We start from the raw sequence: 15,938 nt of genomic DNA, 5'->3' as shown, positions 1-15,938 counted from the left end.
TGTCGCGTCTCCAAAAACCGGCACCTGCGTGAGAAAAGGATCCCGATCAGGCGACCGGGTTCAGGAATCCGCCCTGTCTCAGCACCATGGCGAGGGACACACGCAGGCCGGTCTCATCGAAATCCATCTCCACATGGGCATTGAGCTGGGTCGTCAGCACCCGGTGCAGCAGCCGCGACCCGAAGCCCTGCCGGGTGGGCGCGGTGACCGGGGGGCCGTTGCGCTCGATCCAGGTCAGCTTGAGGCGTATGCTGTCCCCTTCGGGTTCTGACGTCCAATGGACCGAGACCCGCCCCGTATCGACCGACAATGCGCCATACTTGGCGGCGTTGGTGGTCAGCTCATGGACCGCCATTCCGATTGGCACCGCGGCCTCGGATGGCAATTCCACCATCGGTCCTTCGATTTTGATGCGCTCGCCGCTGTCGTCGTAATAAGGTGTCAGTTCCTTCTCGAGAATCTCGCGAAGGGACGCGGTCTGCCACACGGCTTCGGTCAGGAGCGAATGGGTGTTGGCGAGTGATATGATGCGGCCGACGAAGGCCTCGTAGAAATCATCGATGTTGGTGGTCGAGCGCGCTGTCGCCCCCACAACGGCTTGAACGGTGGCCAGCGTGTTCTTCACCCGGTGATGGAGCTCGCGGATGAGCAGCGATTGCTGGGCCTGGGATTGCTTGCGTTCCTCGATCTCGTACTGCGCCGCCTGATAGAGCCGACCATTCTCGAGCGCGATGGCGGCCTGCGCGGCCAGCCCCTGCATCAGTCGCTCGCTGCGCTCGGTGAAAACGCGCGTCCTTTCATGCCCGAACACCAGCACGCCATTGATATTGCCCGTTCGCGAGACAACCGGCACCGCCATGTAGCTGCGCATGGGGGAACGTCCTGCGGGCATGGGCCGGAAGGGCGATGCCTGGTTCTCATCGGCTTCCGCCAGAATGTCATTGGAGCGTACGATCTTTCCCATGGAAAGCGATGGCGAAAACACGTTGGTATCGCGCAAACTCGAGGTTTCGCGGAACGCCTCCTGAGCGGTCCCCGACAGCGCATACAATTCAAAACCATCGTCGCTGCCGTCCGTATCGTCGATTGCGCTCGCCCGGTAGAAGAATGCGCCGACCTGCGCGCCCGTCAGCTCCACCGCTGCATCGACGACGTTGCGCATGATGTGGTCGATCTCGAGCTCCCCCGCGAGCGTCGTCCCGGTCCGGTTGAGAACTTCGAGCGCGGCCGTCTCGGACTGCAACTCGCCCGTGCGCAATGCGACCTCGTCCGACAGCAATCTGGTATTTGCGGCCTGCTCGCGAAACTGCCATCCCGCAAGGGTCGTCAGTGCCACGAGCGCAATAAATGCAATGAGCGCAAAGACGCCATAAAGGCGCGTCTGCGCGATCCAGGGATTCCAGTATGAATCCTGCGGAATGCTGATGCCGATATAGAGCGGCAACTCGGATACCTTGTGATAGGCGGCTTCCCGCGCGATTCCGCTGTCGTCGTACAAGAACGTCCCCGACTGTGGATTCGCCGCGACCGCTCTTTGAAATGCTGCCTTGTCGTTTGCGGCGAACGATATCCTGTCGGCAGGTGGAGGATATTGCGCCAGAATGGTCCCGTCGCCACCGCGCATCAGCGTGACGCGGCTTCGCTTGGGAAGTCGCAACTTGGCCCAGTAAGCGTCGAAATAGCTCAGCGCCACCGTCACCGAGACAATGCCGCGAAACGTGGCGTTCGGATATTCGAGCCGCCGGCTCACCATGAAGGTCGGCTGCCGTGTGACCCGTCCGGTGATGGGTTCCCCGACAAACAGGCCCTTGTCCGATTTGGACTGCTCGCGGAACGCGTCCCGGTCCGATGCGTCGGAAGCGGGGGTGGGAAACTTCGCCGAGGTCAGACGAAGCCGGCCGCTCGAATCATTGAGCCAGATATCCTCGATATAGGGGAGCGCTTCCTTGATGGCGTTGATCTGTTCCCACAAACGCCGCGACGGCTCGATCGTGTACCAGCTCTCATCCTCGACGAGCGCGGCGGTCTGCCGCAAGGTGAGATCGGTCACCTCGAAAAGCCGCGCGGCATGATCCGCCATAAAGAAGGCGTTGCTGGCGATTTCCTCAGCGTTGCGCTGAATGAGGCGGCCGCGTTGTTCGAGAGCGATGTAGCCGAAGGTGGTGACAATGAAGGCCACCCCGAACAATCCCATGATGAACGCCACCCGGCCCCGGGTGAAAGACCGGCGCAGCGCCTTGCGGAGAAAACTCGAGGTTGCCGTGCGCGGGTAGGCCTTCAAGGGGGAGATCGCTCCGCTTTGCTGATCGTTCGGTGTGGGCGAGGCGATGCGGCCTCGGCAATCGTCACATCGATAATGCGGGCGCGAGGATTCATAAAGCCTTTTCATCCTCTTGGCGGTCGGACGGCGAACGAACCCGGGGGCGGATGCCAATCCCGGGTTCATTCATAGGCAATCAGCGCAGGACGACGCGGCCCTCGACCTTCGGCGCGACCTTGCCCGCCTTGGCGACGTAATTGATGACCTGCGTCGCCATGAGTTGGCTCGCGGCGACGTCGACCAGCGGCTTTCCGTCGATGAAGGCCCGATAGCCGTCGCCTCCGCGCGCCATGAAGTCGTTGGTGGCGAGCTTGTAGGTCCTTGCCGGATCGAGCGGCTCGCCGTTGACCTTGACCGACTTGATGCGGCTGCCCACCGGCTCCTTGAGGTCCACCTCGATCATCAGGCCGGAGACCTGCGGGAAGCGGCCGCCGAGTTCGCGCACCTGACTGACCCCGTTCTCGAGAGCCGCCTTGAGCTTCTCGCCGCTCAATTCCATCAGCACGGTGGTGTTGCCGAACGGCAATTCGGAGAGAATATCGCGGCGGGTCAGCTTCTGGCCCGCCTCATATTGCTTGTCGGCGCGCAGCCCCCCGCCATTGGTGACCGCCACGTCCGCGCCCACGGCCGCTTTCAGGGCATCAGCGACAAGGTTTCCGATGGCGGCTTCGCCTCCGCGGACGGTCGCGCGGCGGCTGTCGAGCGGGGTTTCGGTGAGGCCGATTTCAATGTCGAGCTCCTTGGACAACTTATCCTCATAGCCCTTCACCACCGCCTCGATTTCCGGATCCGGTTTGACATTGGCGCTGTCGATGATGCGAAAGCCGGGCGTCCACGTCACCGTCGTCTTTCCGTCTTTCTGCGCCTTCATGACCGACAGGTCGGTGATGACGACGTAGTTTCCTTGCGATTCCGATTCGGTGAGGACGACCTTGCCGTCATAGAAGGCCAAGAGGTGCTCGTCGTGGCCGCCGATGATGACATCGACGCCCGCCGAACGCGCGATGATCATGTCGACTTCCAGCGGCGTATGGGCAATGGCGACCACGATGTCGGCACCCTTTTCGCGGAGCTCTTTTGCCTTGGCGCGGGCGGTGTTGATCGTCGAGCTGAACTTGATGTCGCCCGGGCTCGACGCAATCGGCGTGTCTTCCGTGGTCAGGCCGAAAAACGCGACCTTGATGCCCTGAACGTCGACGACCTTATCGGGCTTCGTGTTGGCCGGGAGACCGTTGCCGTCGATGATGTTGGTGGCCAGCACGTCGAATTTCGCCTCGGCCATGCGGGCGCGGAACGCCTCCGGTCCGAGGTCGAATTCATGGTTGCCAGGCGCCATCGCGTCGACCCCGATCTTGTTCAGGATGTCGATGATATGCGCGCCCTTGTCGAAGCCCGAAAGCAGCGAGGGCGAGATGGTGTCGCCCGCATGCACGAAGAAAGCGTTTCCCTTGGCGCGCTCCTCCTTGACGACCGTCGCGAGCCGGGCAAAGCCCCCGCGTCCCTTCTCGGCACCCATCCGATCGATGTCGTTGGTCTGGACGAAACGAAGGGTCACCGCCTCCTGTGCCAGCACCGAGCCGGACATGAGGAGCGACAATCCGAAAAGGCCGGCGCGGATGGCGGAAAGGGGACGGCTTGGGCGCATGTTGGCGAGTCCTTCATAGGGTTGATTCACAGGCAATGCTGTGGAACCTAGGGCGCTAGCGTGTCACACATGCAACAATCTGTCGACGGGTTCGCTAGCGGAACCGCGCACATGCTTGTGGCAGGTTTTGCCCGCCCATCGGACCGCTCGTTGCCCGTCCCGCAAATCGATGGTTCGTTCGAAAAACGATGGTCTTGCCGGGAGAAACGAAGCTGCTTCCCCGCCCGAAAGGTTATGACGCCATGAATGGCCTCGTCTCGCAGGCGCTCGCCGAATTCAAGGCCGGTGGGCGGGTCGGCGATTGGCAGGATCTCGCCTTTTTCAAGGACGGCAGCGCCGAGGCTGTCGCGGCCAAAGTCGACGCGATGGTCGCCACTGGCGCGCAGGTCCTTCCCGGCCCGGCGCAGATCTTCAACGCGCTTCGGCTCACCCCCCTCGACACGGTCAAAGTCGTAATTCTCGGGCAGGACCCCTACCCCACCCCGGGCGACGCCCACGGCCTGGCCTTCTCGTATCGCGGCAACCGCCGTCTGCCGGCCTCGTTGCGTACCATTCTGGCAGAGATGGCGGACGACCTGGAGCTTCCGATGCCCCGGGCCGGCGATCTCAGCGATTGGGCGCGGCAGGGGGTGCTCCTGCTCAACACGGCGTTGACGGTGGAGGCCGGACAGGCCGGCGCGCACCTTAAATTCGGGTGGTCGGCGCTGGTCGATCAGGCCGTCGCGGCTGTCTCGGACCGACAATCCGCGGTGGTCTTTCTTCTATGGGGTGGCCCAGCGCGGCAGCGCGCGACGCTTGTCGATCGCACGAGGCACCTAGTGATCGAATCCGGACACCCCTCGCCGCTCAACCGCCTGCGCGATTTCCGCGGTACGCGCCCCTTCAGCCGCGCGAATGACTGGCTGGAAGCGCGCGGCCTGAAGCCGATTGATTGGCGGCTGGAATAGACGATGCTATTCCGCGGCGACCGGCAGCGACAAGTCAGGGCCTCGGAAACGTGCCAGCAGCTTCGCCTCTTCGAGCTTGGCGGCTGTGAAGTTGCGCTCCTTGATATGCCCGAAGCCGCGGATCTTCTGCGGGATAGCCGCAAGACCAATGGCGGTCGCGTGATTGGCCGGTGACAGCTGCTCGATGATCTCGCCGACCAGCACCTCGAAATCCCGGATCGACCGGCGTTCCGTGCGGCGCTCATGCGTGTAGCCGAAGATGTCGAGGGGCGTCCCGCGCAGCCCCTTCATGCGGCGCAGCACGCCGAAGGCTTTCAGCATCCACGGCCCGAAGCTCATCTTGCGCGGCACACCGGTGGTCGGATCCTTGCGTGCCAGAAGCGGTGGCGCGAGGTGAAATTCGTAGCGCAGATCCTCGCCCTCGAATGTGGTTTCCACCTGCCTGGCGAAACTGCCATCGGTATAGAGTCGCGCGATCTCGTACTCATCCTTGTAAGCCATGAGCTTGAACAGCGAGCGCGCAACCGCATCGGCCAAAGAATCCGCGCCAGGCACGATCTCGGCCTCCCGCGCGCGGACTTTCTCCACCAGCGCGCGATAACGTCCCGCATATCGGGCGTTCTGGTAAGCGGTGAGAAATTCCACGCGGCGCGCGACGAGCTGATCGAGGTTTTCGGAGAGAACGCGTGACGGCGTCGGTGCTTTCAGGTCGCTCATCGTCGCGGCGATCACGCCCGGCTCCGCTGCCGCGCGACGACCCCAGGTGAACGCCGCAAGGTTCATCGCCACCGCTTCGCCATTGAGCGCGATGGCCTTTTCGAGCGCGGCGCCGGAGAGCGGGACCTTGCCAATCTGATAGGCGTAGCCGAGCATGAACATGTTAGCGGCGATCGCATTCCCGAGAAGGGCGGTCGCAATGCTGGTGGCGTCCACAAAGGACACCGCATCGGTTCCGCCCTTTTTGCCGATGGTGCGTTTCAGGCGCTCGACCGGCAGGGAGAAATCCGCATTGCGGGTGAAATCACCCGGCATCACTTCGGCCGTGTTGACGATCAGTGCGGTCTGGCCTTGCTTCACCGCGCTCAGAACCTTCTTGGTCCCGGTCACCACGAGATCGCAGCCGAGAACCAGGTGGGCGGCTTCCGCGGTCACCCGAATCGCGTGGATATCGTCCTGGGAGTTGGCGAGCCGCACGTGGCTGTAGACGGCGCCGCCCTTCTGCGCGAGGCCCGCCATGTCGATCATGCCGAGCCCCTTGCCTTCGAGATGCGCCGCCATGCCGAGGATCGCCCCGATAGTGACGACGCCGGTCCCGCCGACGCCGGTCACGATCACGTTGAAGGTGCGCTCAATGGCGGGAATGACAGGGTCCGGCAGCGGTTTGAACGTCATGCCGTCGCTCGATGCGGTCTCCGGAACAGCCTTCCTGATTTTTGCTCCATGCACTGTCACGAAAGACGGGCAGAAGCCGTTCACACAAGAAAAGTCCTTGTTGCAATTGGATTGATCGATCTGCCGCTTGCGTCCGAACTCGGTCTCGACGGGCTGCACGGCGACGCAGTTCGATTGCACCGAACAATCGCCGCACGCCTCGCAGACGAGGTCGTTGATGATGACGCGCTTGTCCGGGTCCGGATATTCGCCGCGCTTGCGGCGGCGGCGCTTCTCCGACGCGCAGGTCTGATCGTAGATCAGGACGGTCGTGCCGGGGATCGCCGCAAGTTCGCGCTGCACCGATTCGAGCGCGTCGCGGTGATGGATCGTCATGCCCGACGGCCAACGGATCGTCTTTGAGTATTTGTGGGGCTCGTCGGTCACCAGCGCGATGCGCTCGACGCCTTCTTCGCGGACCTGGCGGGCGATCATATCGACGGTCAAACCGCCTTCGTGCTTCTGCCCTCCGGTCATCGCAACCGCGTCGTTGAAGAGAATCTTGTAGGTGACGTTGGTCTTCGTATCGACCGCCCAGCGCAGGGCGAGAACGCCCGAATGATTGTACGTGCCGTCGCCGAGATTCTGAAACACGTGGTTACGCGTGGAGAACGGCGCTTCGCCGATCCAGTTCGCGCCTTCGCCACCCATCTGTGTGAAGCCGTCGGTTTCGCGATCCATCCATTGGACCATGTAGTGGCAGCCGATACCCGCATAGGCGCGCATGCCGTCCGGCACCTTGGTGGAGGTGTTGTGCGGGCAGCCGGAGCAGAAATGCGGAGTGCGCGTCGCCACGTCCATAGTGACCGCCAGCACATCTTGGGCCTGCCGCAGCCGCGCGACGCGTCCGCGCAGGTCGTCGTTGTTGTGATACTTGAGAAGACGTTCGCCGAGCGTGATGGCGATGTCGTTCGGATCGAGCGCGCCTTTCACCGGGAACAGCCAGTGGCCGCTCTCATCTTTCTTGCCGATGCAGACCGGCTGGTTGGCGGTGCCGTAGAGCTCCTCGCGCAACTGCACCTCGATCAGCGAGCGTTTCTCCTCGACGACGATGACAAGATCGAGGCCGCGCGCGAAATCGATCAATTCCGCCTGTGAGATGGGCCATGGGCAGGCGATCTTGTAGAGGCGAAGGCCCATGTCGTTGGCCTTGACTTCGTCGAGACCGAGTTCATCCAGCGCCTGCCGCACGTCGAGATAGGATTTCCCGACCGTGATCACACCGATCTTCGGCTGCCGGCCGCCTGACAGGATCATGCGGTTGAGATTGTTGGCGCGCACGAACGCCATCATGGCGTCGCGCTTGTAATCCTGAAGCCGTGCCTCCTGGTCGAGCACGCCGTCGCGCGGGCGGATGTTGAGACCGCCCGGCGGCATGGCGAAATCATCCGGCAGGACGATCTTCACCCGGTCGAGGGATCCGTCGATCGAGGCCGTCGACTCGATATTCTCCTTCACGCATTTGAACGCCACCCAAGAGCCGCAGAAGCGGCTCATCGCGTAACCGTAAAGGCCGTAATCGATGATCTCCTGCACGCCCGCAGGGTTCAGGATCGGGATCATCACATCGACGAAATGGAATTCCGATTGGTGCGCGACGGTGGAGGATTCCGCCGTGTGGTCATCGCCCATCAGCGCCAGCACGCCGCCATGGGGTGAAGAGCCGGCCATATTGGCATGGCGGAAGACGTCGCCCGACCGGTCGACGCCCGGGCCCTTGCCATACCACAGGCCGAACACGCCATCGTGCTTGCCGTCACGACGCATTTCCGCCTGCTGCGAGCCCCACACCGCTGTGGCGGCCAGTTCCTCGTTAAGACCGGGCTGAAACACAAGCTGGGACTGTTCGAGCCATTTCCTGGCGCGCCAGAGGTTCTGGTCGAGCCCGCCGATGGGAGAGCCGCGGTAACCGGAGACGAACCCGGCAGTGTCCAGGCCGGCGAGCCGGTCCCGCTCGCGCTGCATCAGCAGCATGCGGATCACCGCCTGGGTCCCGGTGATAAACACACGGTCACGGGTCAGATCGTATTTGTCGTCCAGCGATACATCGCGGAAAGTCGCCTGACCTGCGGCCATTGTCCGTTTTCTCCCGGGGATGCCTCATCGCCGGCTGAACCGGTCTCGTTTTGATGATTTTAAGTCAGCAATGCTGACATATCTACCATGCGACGTCAACGAAGTGGCGCCACCGTTTTGCCTCCATTAACCACGATGCCTTACCGTCGCCTCCAGTTCGCGACCGCCGCTGCAATTTAGAGATCGATGCATGATATCTCGCCCTCGTCTCCAATGGCTTCTTGCCGCCCTCTTCACGGGTTGCGTTTCCACCGCCATGGCACATCCCCATGTGTGGGTGACCGCGCGGGCGGAGATGGTCTATGAGGCGGATGGCAGGATCGCCGGCATTCGCCACGCCTGGACGTTCGACAAGGGCTATTCGGCCTATGTCATCCAGGGTCTCGACACGAACGGCGATGGGAAATTTTCGTCCGACGAGCTGCAGGATCTGGCCAAGGAGAATACGGAGTCGCTGGCAGAGTTCGATTTTTTCACCGTGCTCAAGGCGAACGGCAAGAAACAGGAATTCGGCTCGCCGCGCGACTACCGCATGGTCTACGAGGCCGAGGCGGCGACGTTGTCGTATTTCCTGCCACTCAAGAGCCCGTCCCCCACGAGAACCATGTCGCTCGAAGTCTACGATCCGACCTTTTTTATCTCCTTCAGCCTGGCGGATGGCGACGATGCGGTGAAGCTCGCCGGCGCACCGCAGGGCTGCGCCACCAATATCTCGCGCCCGAAACCGCTTGAGGCCAATCAGCAAAAGGATATGTCCGAATCGTTTTTCGAGACCCTGACCGCAGCCTCGAACTTCGGCACGCAGTTTGCCAACAAAGCCATCGTCGCATGTCCGTAAGCGCTGATCCCGTCGGCCTTCTGTTGCCCTCGCGAGCGCGCCTCTGGCAGCGCCTCGGCCTCGCGGCTGTCGCGGTGGCACTGGTGGCGGCAGGCGTTGCGCTTCTCGTCTGGTGGCTGGCGCCTGCGACAGCGCCTCCGGTCCGCAATCCGTTCGGTATGGGTCTGCGCGAAGCCGCACCGAGCGGCGATCTCGGCTCCTACATTCTTGCGGTCCAGAGCGGTTTTTATAAGAGCCTGCAGCAGGCTCTCTCCGCCGTGAAGGAGCACGGGACCGCAATCTGGTCGCTGCTCGCCATCGGCTTTGCGTACGGTGTCTTCCACGCCGCCGGGCCGGGCCATGGCAAGGGGGTGATCGCCGCCTATCTGGTCGCCGATGAACGGGCGCTGGCAAAGGGGTTCGCCTTGAGCCTTGCCGCCGCACTGGTGCAGGCGCTCGTCGCCATTCTGCTGGTCAGCGCCGTCGCCATCGCGTTCCGCGCCACTGCCGCCACCATGGGACAGGTCACCATCGGCGTCGAAACCATGAGCTTTGCCGTCGTGGTTCTGCTCGGCATCGTGCTCACATGGCGTAAGAGCGGCAAGTTCCTTGGAACCTGGACGTTGTCCCGCAATCCGCTAGCCAAATCCCAGTCTGAGGATTGCGACCACGTTCATATCCCGCCACCGGAGGCGCTGAACCGCATGACGAAATGGCGCGACATGGCGGGCGTCGCCATCGCGGCCGGCATCCGCCCCTGCGCGGGCGCCCTCGTGATTCTCGTGTTCGCGCTTTCGCAGGGTCTGTTCGCCGCCGGCATCGCCGCCACCTTCGCCATGGCGCTCGGCACCGCCCTGACCACGGGTGCGATCGCCGCATTGGCGGTTTTCGCCAAAGTGCTCGCGCTCAGGATCGCCGGAGGCCGTGGGGCTTCGGGCGCAGTGGCGGTTGCGGGTCTTGAACTTCTGGCAGCTGCCTTCGTGCTGGTGCTGGGTTCCAGCCTGCTGTTCGGCCTGTGGGCGTCAGGTCCGGCAAGCTGATTCAGAGCCCCGTCGCGCCGCCCTCACCGCGCGGATCGTGCATGGCCGCGACCCGGCCGTTGCGCGCATGCCGGACGATCATTCCGGCTTGGCCGACCGCATCGGGATAGGGCGGCCCGATTTCCTCGACCGGATGCCCGAGCTGTGCCAAGGCGCGCATCAGGCTTGGGTCGAAACCATCCTCGATCCGCAGCACGGTGCCGCCATCCCCGCTTCGCGCAGCGTCCAGCGCGGCGCATCGACCGCACCGGCAAGGCTCATTCCGAGATCGGCGTAGCGCGAGAAGATCTGCGCCTGAATCTGTGTGGGGGCGCCGTAGGCGAGCACACGATGATCGGCGAAAACCGCGAGCGCCGGATTGAGCGTGTGGGGCGGCTTGCGGCCCGGCACCAACGGATTTGTGCTCGCCGAATCAAGCGAGAAGGCCGCGCCACGATTGTGCCAGTGGATGCCGGTCGTCGGCAGCACGCAGCCAGACCCGAAGGGTCCGTGCACGGATTGCGCGTAGGAGACGGCCAGTCCGCCCTTGTCGATGCAGCCGATCCACACGCCGCTCCCTTCGACGCGGCGCGGGAACGAATAGGCAGCCGCACGGCGGCGATCGATCTGCAGCGCCTCGCGCTCAAGAGCGCTACCCGTGAGATAATCGCCCAGTTCGCCCTCGACCTCCCGTGGATCAGTGATGAGCCGGTCGCGCAACGCAAGCGCGCGTTTCGCCGCCTCGATCATCCCGTGATGGTATTCTGCGGTCTCGCCCGGGCGAATGCCTGGACGGTCTGCAATTCCGAGCGCAAGCAGCGACGCCAGCCCTTCGGTCGGCGCAGGTAAACTGTAAACATCCGCCTGACGGAGCCGCACGGTCAGAGGGTTGGCGACACGGGCGCGGTAGGACTCGAGGTCGCGCCGCACGATCGGGCTTTCGATGCGCTCCAGGTCGAGAGCGATCTCTCGCCCCACGTCACCGCGGTAAAAATCCAGCAGTCCCGCATGCGACAAGCGCTCGAGCGTGTCCGCGAGCTTCGGCTGCCGGCGGAGAGCGCCTGCCTCCGGCTGCTTGCCTTCCACGAGGAACGTGCCGGAAAAATGTGGCGCATCGAGCAGACCGGAATCGACCCCCGCATGCGCCTCCGAGGGGGAGACCGCATATCCATCGCGAGCGAGGCGGATCGCATCCGCCAGTAGCATGTCGAGCGGCAATTGACCGCCGAGCGCCTTTGCGAGCTCGAGGCCGAGCGACCAGCCTGCGACGACCCCCGCCACCGTCAGGGCGGCGTCCGGACCATGCGGCGGGACGGCGTCGTATTCCTTTTGGCGGTAGCGATCGATTGTCGCGAGGGCTCCGGCCGGGCCGGAGGCATCGATGGCGTGAACCCGCCCGCGCGGCTCCCGCACGAGAAGGAAGCCGTCGCCGCCAACGCCGTTGAGATGCGGCAGAACGACCGCGCAGGTCGCCGCCATGGCGATGGCGGCCTCGATGGCATTGCCGCCGGAGGCCAGAATGGTCTGGCCGATCTCGGCCGCACGCGCATGGGGAGCCGCAACCGCGGCTGTGGAGAAGACTGGAGTTTCAGGCATCCGGCGACCCTATGCGAGAATCGTGGAACTTGCACGCGGGGGTGCATTCAGGCTACCTCGTGCTTCGCGAACGGAGAATTCGACCTTGGCCCAGCCGAAGCGCGTCAACTGGCGCAATCTGATCACCATCCTGAGCATCATGGTTCTCATTGCCACGGAAGTGTTCGGCGTCGCCCTTGCGGGTGGATGGGCGATTGCCGGCCTGTTCGAACTCGGCAGCACCGTCGGCTACATTCTGATGGGCCTCTTCAGCCTCTTCGCAGCCTACGTGATGACGATGGTCTGGCGGGTCTGCACGCGGGTGGAGCCCATCACCCAGCGCGCCTGAGCTATCCTTCGCAGACCTTCATGACCACCGGGTCGGCATCGGCCGGCACGTAGCTGTCCATGGTGCGGCACTGGCCGGCGATGCAAATCCGCCAATCCGCCGTGGCGCCTGACCGGCGCATGACAATCTCCGACTGGGGCGCAAGATCCGGCCGCCACCGCCACGTCCCATCGACCAGGCGTGCCCCCGGCGGCGGGTCCATGCCCGCGCCGGAGCCCTGGACTCGCGCTTCCACTAGTTCGAGGCCCGCAGGGGTGGCGCGCCAATCCTCTTCCCAGGTGGTTTTCTCGACCGAATGGGTCCACGCGAGGGTGATCGCGCCCGCCAGCAGGGGCGCGATCTTGGAACCCGCAAGCAGGCAGATCATCCGCTCACGGTGGTGACAGTCGCGCGCGTCCGCCAGACGTGGAGACCAATGAACGCGATGGCGAGAACGAACCCGGCCTCGTCGGTGATGGGAACGGCAAGGACCAGCAAGGCGGCGGCAGCGGCCGCCCAGAGCCGTTCCCACCAAGTCAGCGGCGCCCGGAAATAGCCGACGGCAGCAACGCCCCAAAGCCCGAGTGCGAGGCAGGCTTTAACCACGACATAGACGACAGCGAGCCAGTAACCCGTACCTTCAAGTCCCGCCACCGGCTGCAGCATGAGCGCCGGATCGTAGACCGCCATGTAGGGCACGATGAAGCCCGGCAGGGCGATCTTGATCGCCTGGACGCCGATTTTCATGCCCGACACCTTCGCCATCGGGGCCGCCGCGAAAGCCGCCAGCGCCACCGGGGGAGTGAGATCCGCCATGATGCCGAAATAGAACACGAACATGTGCGAGACGATGAGCGGCACGTCGAGATTGAGCAGGATCGGCGCCGCGAGCGACGAGGTAATGATGTAGTTGGGGATCGTGGGAATCCCCATGCCGAGGATCAGGCTGAAGATCATCGTCAATACGAGGGCTAAGAACATGTTGTCCTTGCCGATCGAAATCATCCAGGTGCCGATGATGGTGCCGAGCCCGGTGAGCGTCATGGTGCCGATGACGATGCCGACGACCGCGCAGGCGAGGCCGACCGGAAGCGCCTGGCGCGCACCATCCGCCATGGCATCGACGCAGGCTTGGAGGGTCAGGCGTCCCCGCCCGGAGAACGAGTTCCAGATCGCCAGCACCGCAACGACTGCGACCACGAGGGAGACGCTGGAGGCGAGCGAATACGCCGACACCAGGGCAAGGCCGATCCAGAACGCGACGCGCAAGGCCGGCACCGCCAACCCCGCCACGATGGCGATCCCCATGATGAGCGCAACCGTCAGGGAAAGACCCACCGCGCCGGCGAAAAGCGGCGTGTAGCCTGCAAACAGCAGATAGACGAGCACGCCGAGCGGGGTGATCAGGTACCAGCTCTTCTTGATCTCCGTCCAGGCTTTCGGCAATTCATCCCTTGGCAGGCCTTTGAGGCCCCGCTTGCCGGCTTCCAGATGCACCGCCAGATAGCAGGCGGTGAAGTAGAGGACGGCCGGGACGATGGCCGCCTCGACGATCTTCGCGTAAGGAACGTCGATCGTCTCGGCCATGATGAACGCGACCGCGCCCATGACCGGCGGCATGATCTGGCCGCCCATCGACGAAGTCGCCTCGACGCCGCCGGCAAAGGCCGAAGGGAAGCCGAACCGCTTCATCAACGGGATGGTGAACTGGCCCGACGCCACCACATTGGCGACGCCCGATCCCGATACGGTGCCCATCAGGGCCGATGAGGCGACACAGACCTTGCCGGGGCCACCCTGCTTGCTTCCGAAGGCCGCCATCGAAATATCGTTGAAGAAGTCAATGACCCCGGCCTTCTCCATGAAGGCGCCGAAGAGAATGAACAGGAAGATGTAAGTGGCCGAAACAAGGGTCGGGACGGCATAGATCCCCTCCGTTCCGAACGACATGTGCTCGATCACCTGCTCCAGCGTGTAGCCACGATGATCGAGCGGGGCCGGCAGCCAGTTGCCGATGAGGCAATAGGCGAGGAAGACCGTCGCGACGATCGGCAGCGCGATGCCCATCACCTGCCAGACGAGATAGATCAGGATCATCAGAGCGGCGATGCCCACCACCATATCGAGGTGGGTCAGTTCGCCGGCGCGCACGACGAGATCGTTATAGAGCGCCCATTGATAGAGACCGACCGCAAAGCCGGCGATACCGATGCCCCAGCCAAGAACCCGGGTCGGCGACGAGGTGGCGCGGTGGTTGGCGACCATTGCGCCTGACACGAGGCACAGGAAGCCCACGTGCATGGCCCGAACCACCTGGCTCGGCAGCGACCCGCCAAACCTGATGATGAGCCCGAACGCAACCGCGATGGCGACCCACGCCAGCGCACCGTCAAGAACTCGGTATCCGCGCATCACCTGCAGGACGAGCCATGCGGCCCAAGCCGCCATGGCGACTGCCAGGAAATGGTTGAGGGTGATGGTGGACATGAAGGGGGCATCGAGCGGAATGCCGAAGGAGGTGACGACCTGAAAGGTCGAGAACGAGACCGCGATCCAGAACAGGATGCGTCCGGTAAGCCCCTCGCCGAAGCTTTCGGGCAGGCCATGCTCCGGATTGATCACGACAGCGGGCGCTTCCATCTGCGCGATTTCGGGTGCGTTCACGCCCTGGCTCATATGCGCCATCTCCTGACGATTATTGTTCTGGTCTAAAACTGAAAAAGCCGGAGCAGTTCACCTGCCCCGGCTTGAATGTCAAATGAGTCGAAGGGTTTAGGAACCCTGTTTCTTGACACCCTTCTCGTCGAAATACTTCTGCGCACCGGGATGCATCGGGACCGGCATCCCGGTCAGCGCGCTCTCGAGCTTGATATCGCGCGCCGCCGCATGGGCGGCCGTCAGATCCGGCAGGCTCTCATAGATCGCCTTGGTCATCTGGTAGACCTTCTCGTCGGACATGCCCGAATGGGTCACCAGATAGTTCACGACGGCGGCCGCCGGCACGGGCGTCGTCTGGCCCTCATAAGTGTTGGCCGGGATCGTGACCTTCACGTAAGGGGAGCCGACCTTGTCGACCACCGCTGCCGGGATCTCCACGACGACGATCGGCACGGAGCTTGCCAGATCGCGGATCGATGACACGCCGAGGCCGGCCGATTGCAGGGTCGCATCGAGTTGGCGGTTCTTCATCAGTTCGACCGACTCGCCGAAGGGCAGGTACTCGACCTTGCCGAGGTCCTTGTAGGTCAGCCCTGCGCCCGAGAGAATGGCCCGTGCGTTGAGTTCCGTGCCGGATTTGGGCGCGCCCACCGACAGGCGCTTGCCCTTGAGATCTGCCAGGGTCTTGATGCCCGAATCCTTGGAGGCGACGATCTGGATATAGTTGGGGTAGATCGCCGTGATGCCGCGCAGCTTGTCGAGCTTGCCCTTGAATCCGGCCTCCTCGTCGCCGGCCCAGCCGAGCGCGAGGCTGTCGCCGAGCGTAAAGCCGATTTCACCCTTGCCCTGCTGCAGCAGGTTGAGATTCTCGACCGAGGCCTTGGTGGCCTGTACCGAGGGGCGGCTTCCGGGCACCTTGTCCGAAAAAACCTTCGAGAGAGCAACGCCAAGCGGATAATACACGCCCGAGGTGCCCCCGGTGAGGATATTGACGAAATCCTGCGCCTGAGCCGGGATGCTGGCCCCTCCCAGGGCAAAAGCTGCCGCTGCGCCCAGAAGGCGGCGGGTGATACGTGATGGCATATGTCGGCTCCCAGAATGACGGCGCCCTTCGACGGCGCC

At 63.6% G+C, this 15,938-nt stretch carries 12 protein-coding genes; 4 read left to right on the top strand and 8 right to left on the bottom strand.

Annotation, left to right across the window (positions count from 1 at the left end):
- Positions 1-46 precede the first annotated feature (46 nt).
- A complete protein-coding gene (locus tag FEZ63_RS02035; RefSeq protein WP_201274064.1) occupies positions 47-2,389 on the bottom strand; it encodes an HWE histidine kinase domain-containing protein in 2,343 nt (780 codons plus the stop codon).
- A gap of 67 nt (positions 2,390-2,456) precedes the next feature.
- Positions 2,457-3,965: a bifunctional metallophosphatase/5'-nucleotidase gene (locus FEZ63_RS02030; protein ID WP_150941972.1), complete on the bottom strand. Its 1,509-nt coding sequence runs from the start codon at positions 3,963-3,965 to the stop codon at positions 2,457-2,459.
- 242 nt (positions 3,966-4,207) lie between these two features.
- On the opposite strand from FEZ63_RS02030, the gene ung reads away from it, so the two are divergent.
- Positions 4,208-4,912, top strand: coding sequence for a uracil-DNA glycosylase (gene ung / locus FEZ63_RS02025; RefSeq protein WP_150942325.1), 705 nt, complete (start codon positions 4,208-4,210; stop codon positions 4,910-4,912).
- 6 nt (positions 4,913-4,918) lie between these two features.
- Here the strand turns inward: ung and FEZ63_RS02020 are convergent, their stop codons facing one another.
- Positions 4,919-8,419 (bottom strand): indolepyruvate ferredoxin oxidoreductase family protein, encoded by a 3,501-nt coding sequence (locus FEZ63_RS02020; protein ID WP_150941971.1) that lies wholly within the window; start codon positions 8,417-8,419, stop codon positions 4,919-4,921.
- Positions 8,420-8,609: 190 nt separating this feature from the next.
- Between FEZ63_RS02020 and FEZ63_RS02015 the strand changes: the two genes are divergently transcribed.
- Complete coding sequence (locus FEZ63_RS02015; protein WP_150941970.1) at positions 8,610-9,257, top strand: DUF1007 family protein; 648 nt, start codon at positions 8,610-8,612, stop codon at positions 9,255-9,257.
- A complete protein-coding gene (locus tag FEZ63_RS02010; RefSeq protein ID WP_150941969.1) occupies positions 9,248-10,276 on the top strand; it encodes a nickel/cobalt transporter in 1,029 nt (342 codons plus the stop codon). Before FEZ63_RS02015 ends, FEZ63_RS02010 begins: the two co-directional genes overlap by 10 nt.
- A 1-nt stretch (position 10,277) precedes the next feature.
- Here FEZ63_RS02010 and FEZ63_RS25400 read toward each other — a convergent pair whose 3' ends face one another.
- On the bottom strand, positions 10,278-10,472 hold the full coding sequence (locus tag FEZ63_RS25400; protein ID WP_244622598.1) for a hypothetical protein: 195 nt from the start codon (positions 10,470-10,472) through the stop codon (positions 10,278-10,280).
- Positions 10,436-11,851 carry a gamma-glutamyltransferase family protein gene (locus FEZ63_RS02005; RefSeq protein ID WP_244622597.1) on the bottom strand — a complete coding sequence of 472 codons (1,416 nt, stop codon included), beginning with the start codon at positions 11,849-11,851 and terminating at the stop codon, positions 10,436-10,438. Before FEZ63_RS02005 ends, FEZ63_RS25400 begins: the two co-directional genes overlap by 37 nt.
- An 85-nt stretch (positions 11,852-11,936) precedes the next feature.
- Here FEZ63_RS02005 and FEZ63_RS02000 point away from each other — a divergent pair, with 85 nt between their 5' ends.
- Complete coding sequence (locus FEZ63_RS02000; RefSeq protein ID WP_420846248.1) at positions 11,937-12,179, top strand: hypothetical protein; 243 nt, start codon at positions 11,937-11,939, stop codon at positions 12,177-12,179.
- A gap of 1 nt (position 12,180) precedes the next feature.
- On the opposite strand, the gene FEZ63_RS01995 is transcribed toward FEZ63_RS02000, so the two are convergent.
- The 3 genes from FEZ63_RS01995 to FEZ63_RS01985 all read right to left on the bottom strand — a co-directional run bounded on the left by FEZ63_RS01995 (position 12,181) and on the right by FEZ63_RS01985 (position 15,887).
- Positions 12,181-12,546, bottom strand: coding sequence for a DUF1850 domain-containing protein (locus FEZ63_RS01995; protein WP_150941968.1), 366 nt, complete (start codon positions 12,544-12,546; stop codon positions 12,181-12,183).
- Complete coding sequence (locus FEZ63_RS01990) at positions 12,543-14,834, bottom strand: TRAP transporter permease (protein WP_150941967.1); 2,292 nt, start codon at positions 14,832-14,834, stop codon at positions 12,543-12,545. The genes FEZ63_RS01995 and FEZ63_RS01990 overlap by 4 nt, the downstream gene beginning before the upstream one ends.
- Before the next feature lie 96 nt (positions 14,835-14,930).
- Positions 14,931-15,887: a TAXI family TRAP transporter solute-binding subunit gene (locus tag FEZ63_RS01985; protein ID WP_162419661.1), complete on the bottom strand. Its 957-nt coding sequence runs from the start codon at positions 15,885-15,887 to the stop codon at positions 14,931-14,933.
- Positions 15,888-15,938: the final 51 nt, after the last annotated feature.

The organism is Microvirga brassicacearum (assembly GCF_008757455.1).
GTDB classification, from domain to species: Bacteria; Pseudomonadota; Alphaproteobacteria; order Rhizobiales; family Beijerinckiaceae; genus Microvirga; species Microvirga brassicacearum.
Note: the sequence above shows the minus strand (reverse complement) of the source record. Positions and strands in the feature narration are given on the sequence as shown.

Bases quoted from the DNA above. Each gene is read 5' to 3' on its own strand.
- ung (WP_150942325.1), top strand. From the start codon at position 4,208: ATGAATGGCCTCGTCTCGCAGGCGCTCGCCGAATTCAAGGCCGGTGGG.
- FEZ63_RS02015 (WP_150941970.1), top strand. From the start codon at position 8,610: ATGATATCTCGCCCTCGTCTCCAATGGCTTCTTGCCGCCCTCTTCACG.
- FEZ63_RS02005 (WP_244622597.1), bottom strand. From the start codon at position 11,851: ATGCCTGAAACTCCAGTCTTCTCCACAGCCGCGGTTGCGGCTCCCCAT.
- FEZ63_RS02020 (WP_150941971.1), bottom strand. From the start codon at position 8,419: ATGGCCGCAGGTCAGGCGACTTTCCGCGATGTATCGCTGGACGACAAA.
- FEZ63_RS02030 (WP_150941972.1), bottom strand. From the start codon at position 3,965: ATGCGCCCAAGCCGTCCCCTTTCCGCCATCCGCGCCGGCCTTTTCGGA.
- FEZ63_RS01995 (WP_150941968.1), bottom strand. From the start codon at position 12,546: ATGATCTGCCTGCTTGCGGGTTCCAAGATCGCGCCCCTGCTGGCGGGC.
- FEZ63_RS01990 (WP_150941967.1), bottom strand. From the start codon at position 14,834: ATGAGCCAGGGCGTGAACGCACCCGAAATCGCGCAGATGGAAGCGCCC.
- FEZ63_RS02035 (WP_201274064.1), bottom strand. From the start codon at position 2,389: ATGAAAAGGCTTTATGAATCCTCGCGCCCGCATTATCGATGTGACGAT.
- FEZ63_RS02010 (WP_150941969.1), top strand. From the start codon at position 9,248: ATGTCCGTAAGCGCTGATCCCGTCGGCCTTCTGTTGCCCTCGCGAGCG.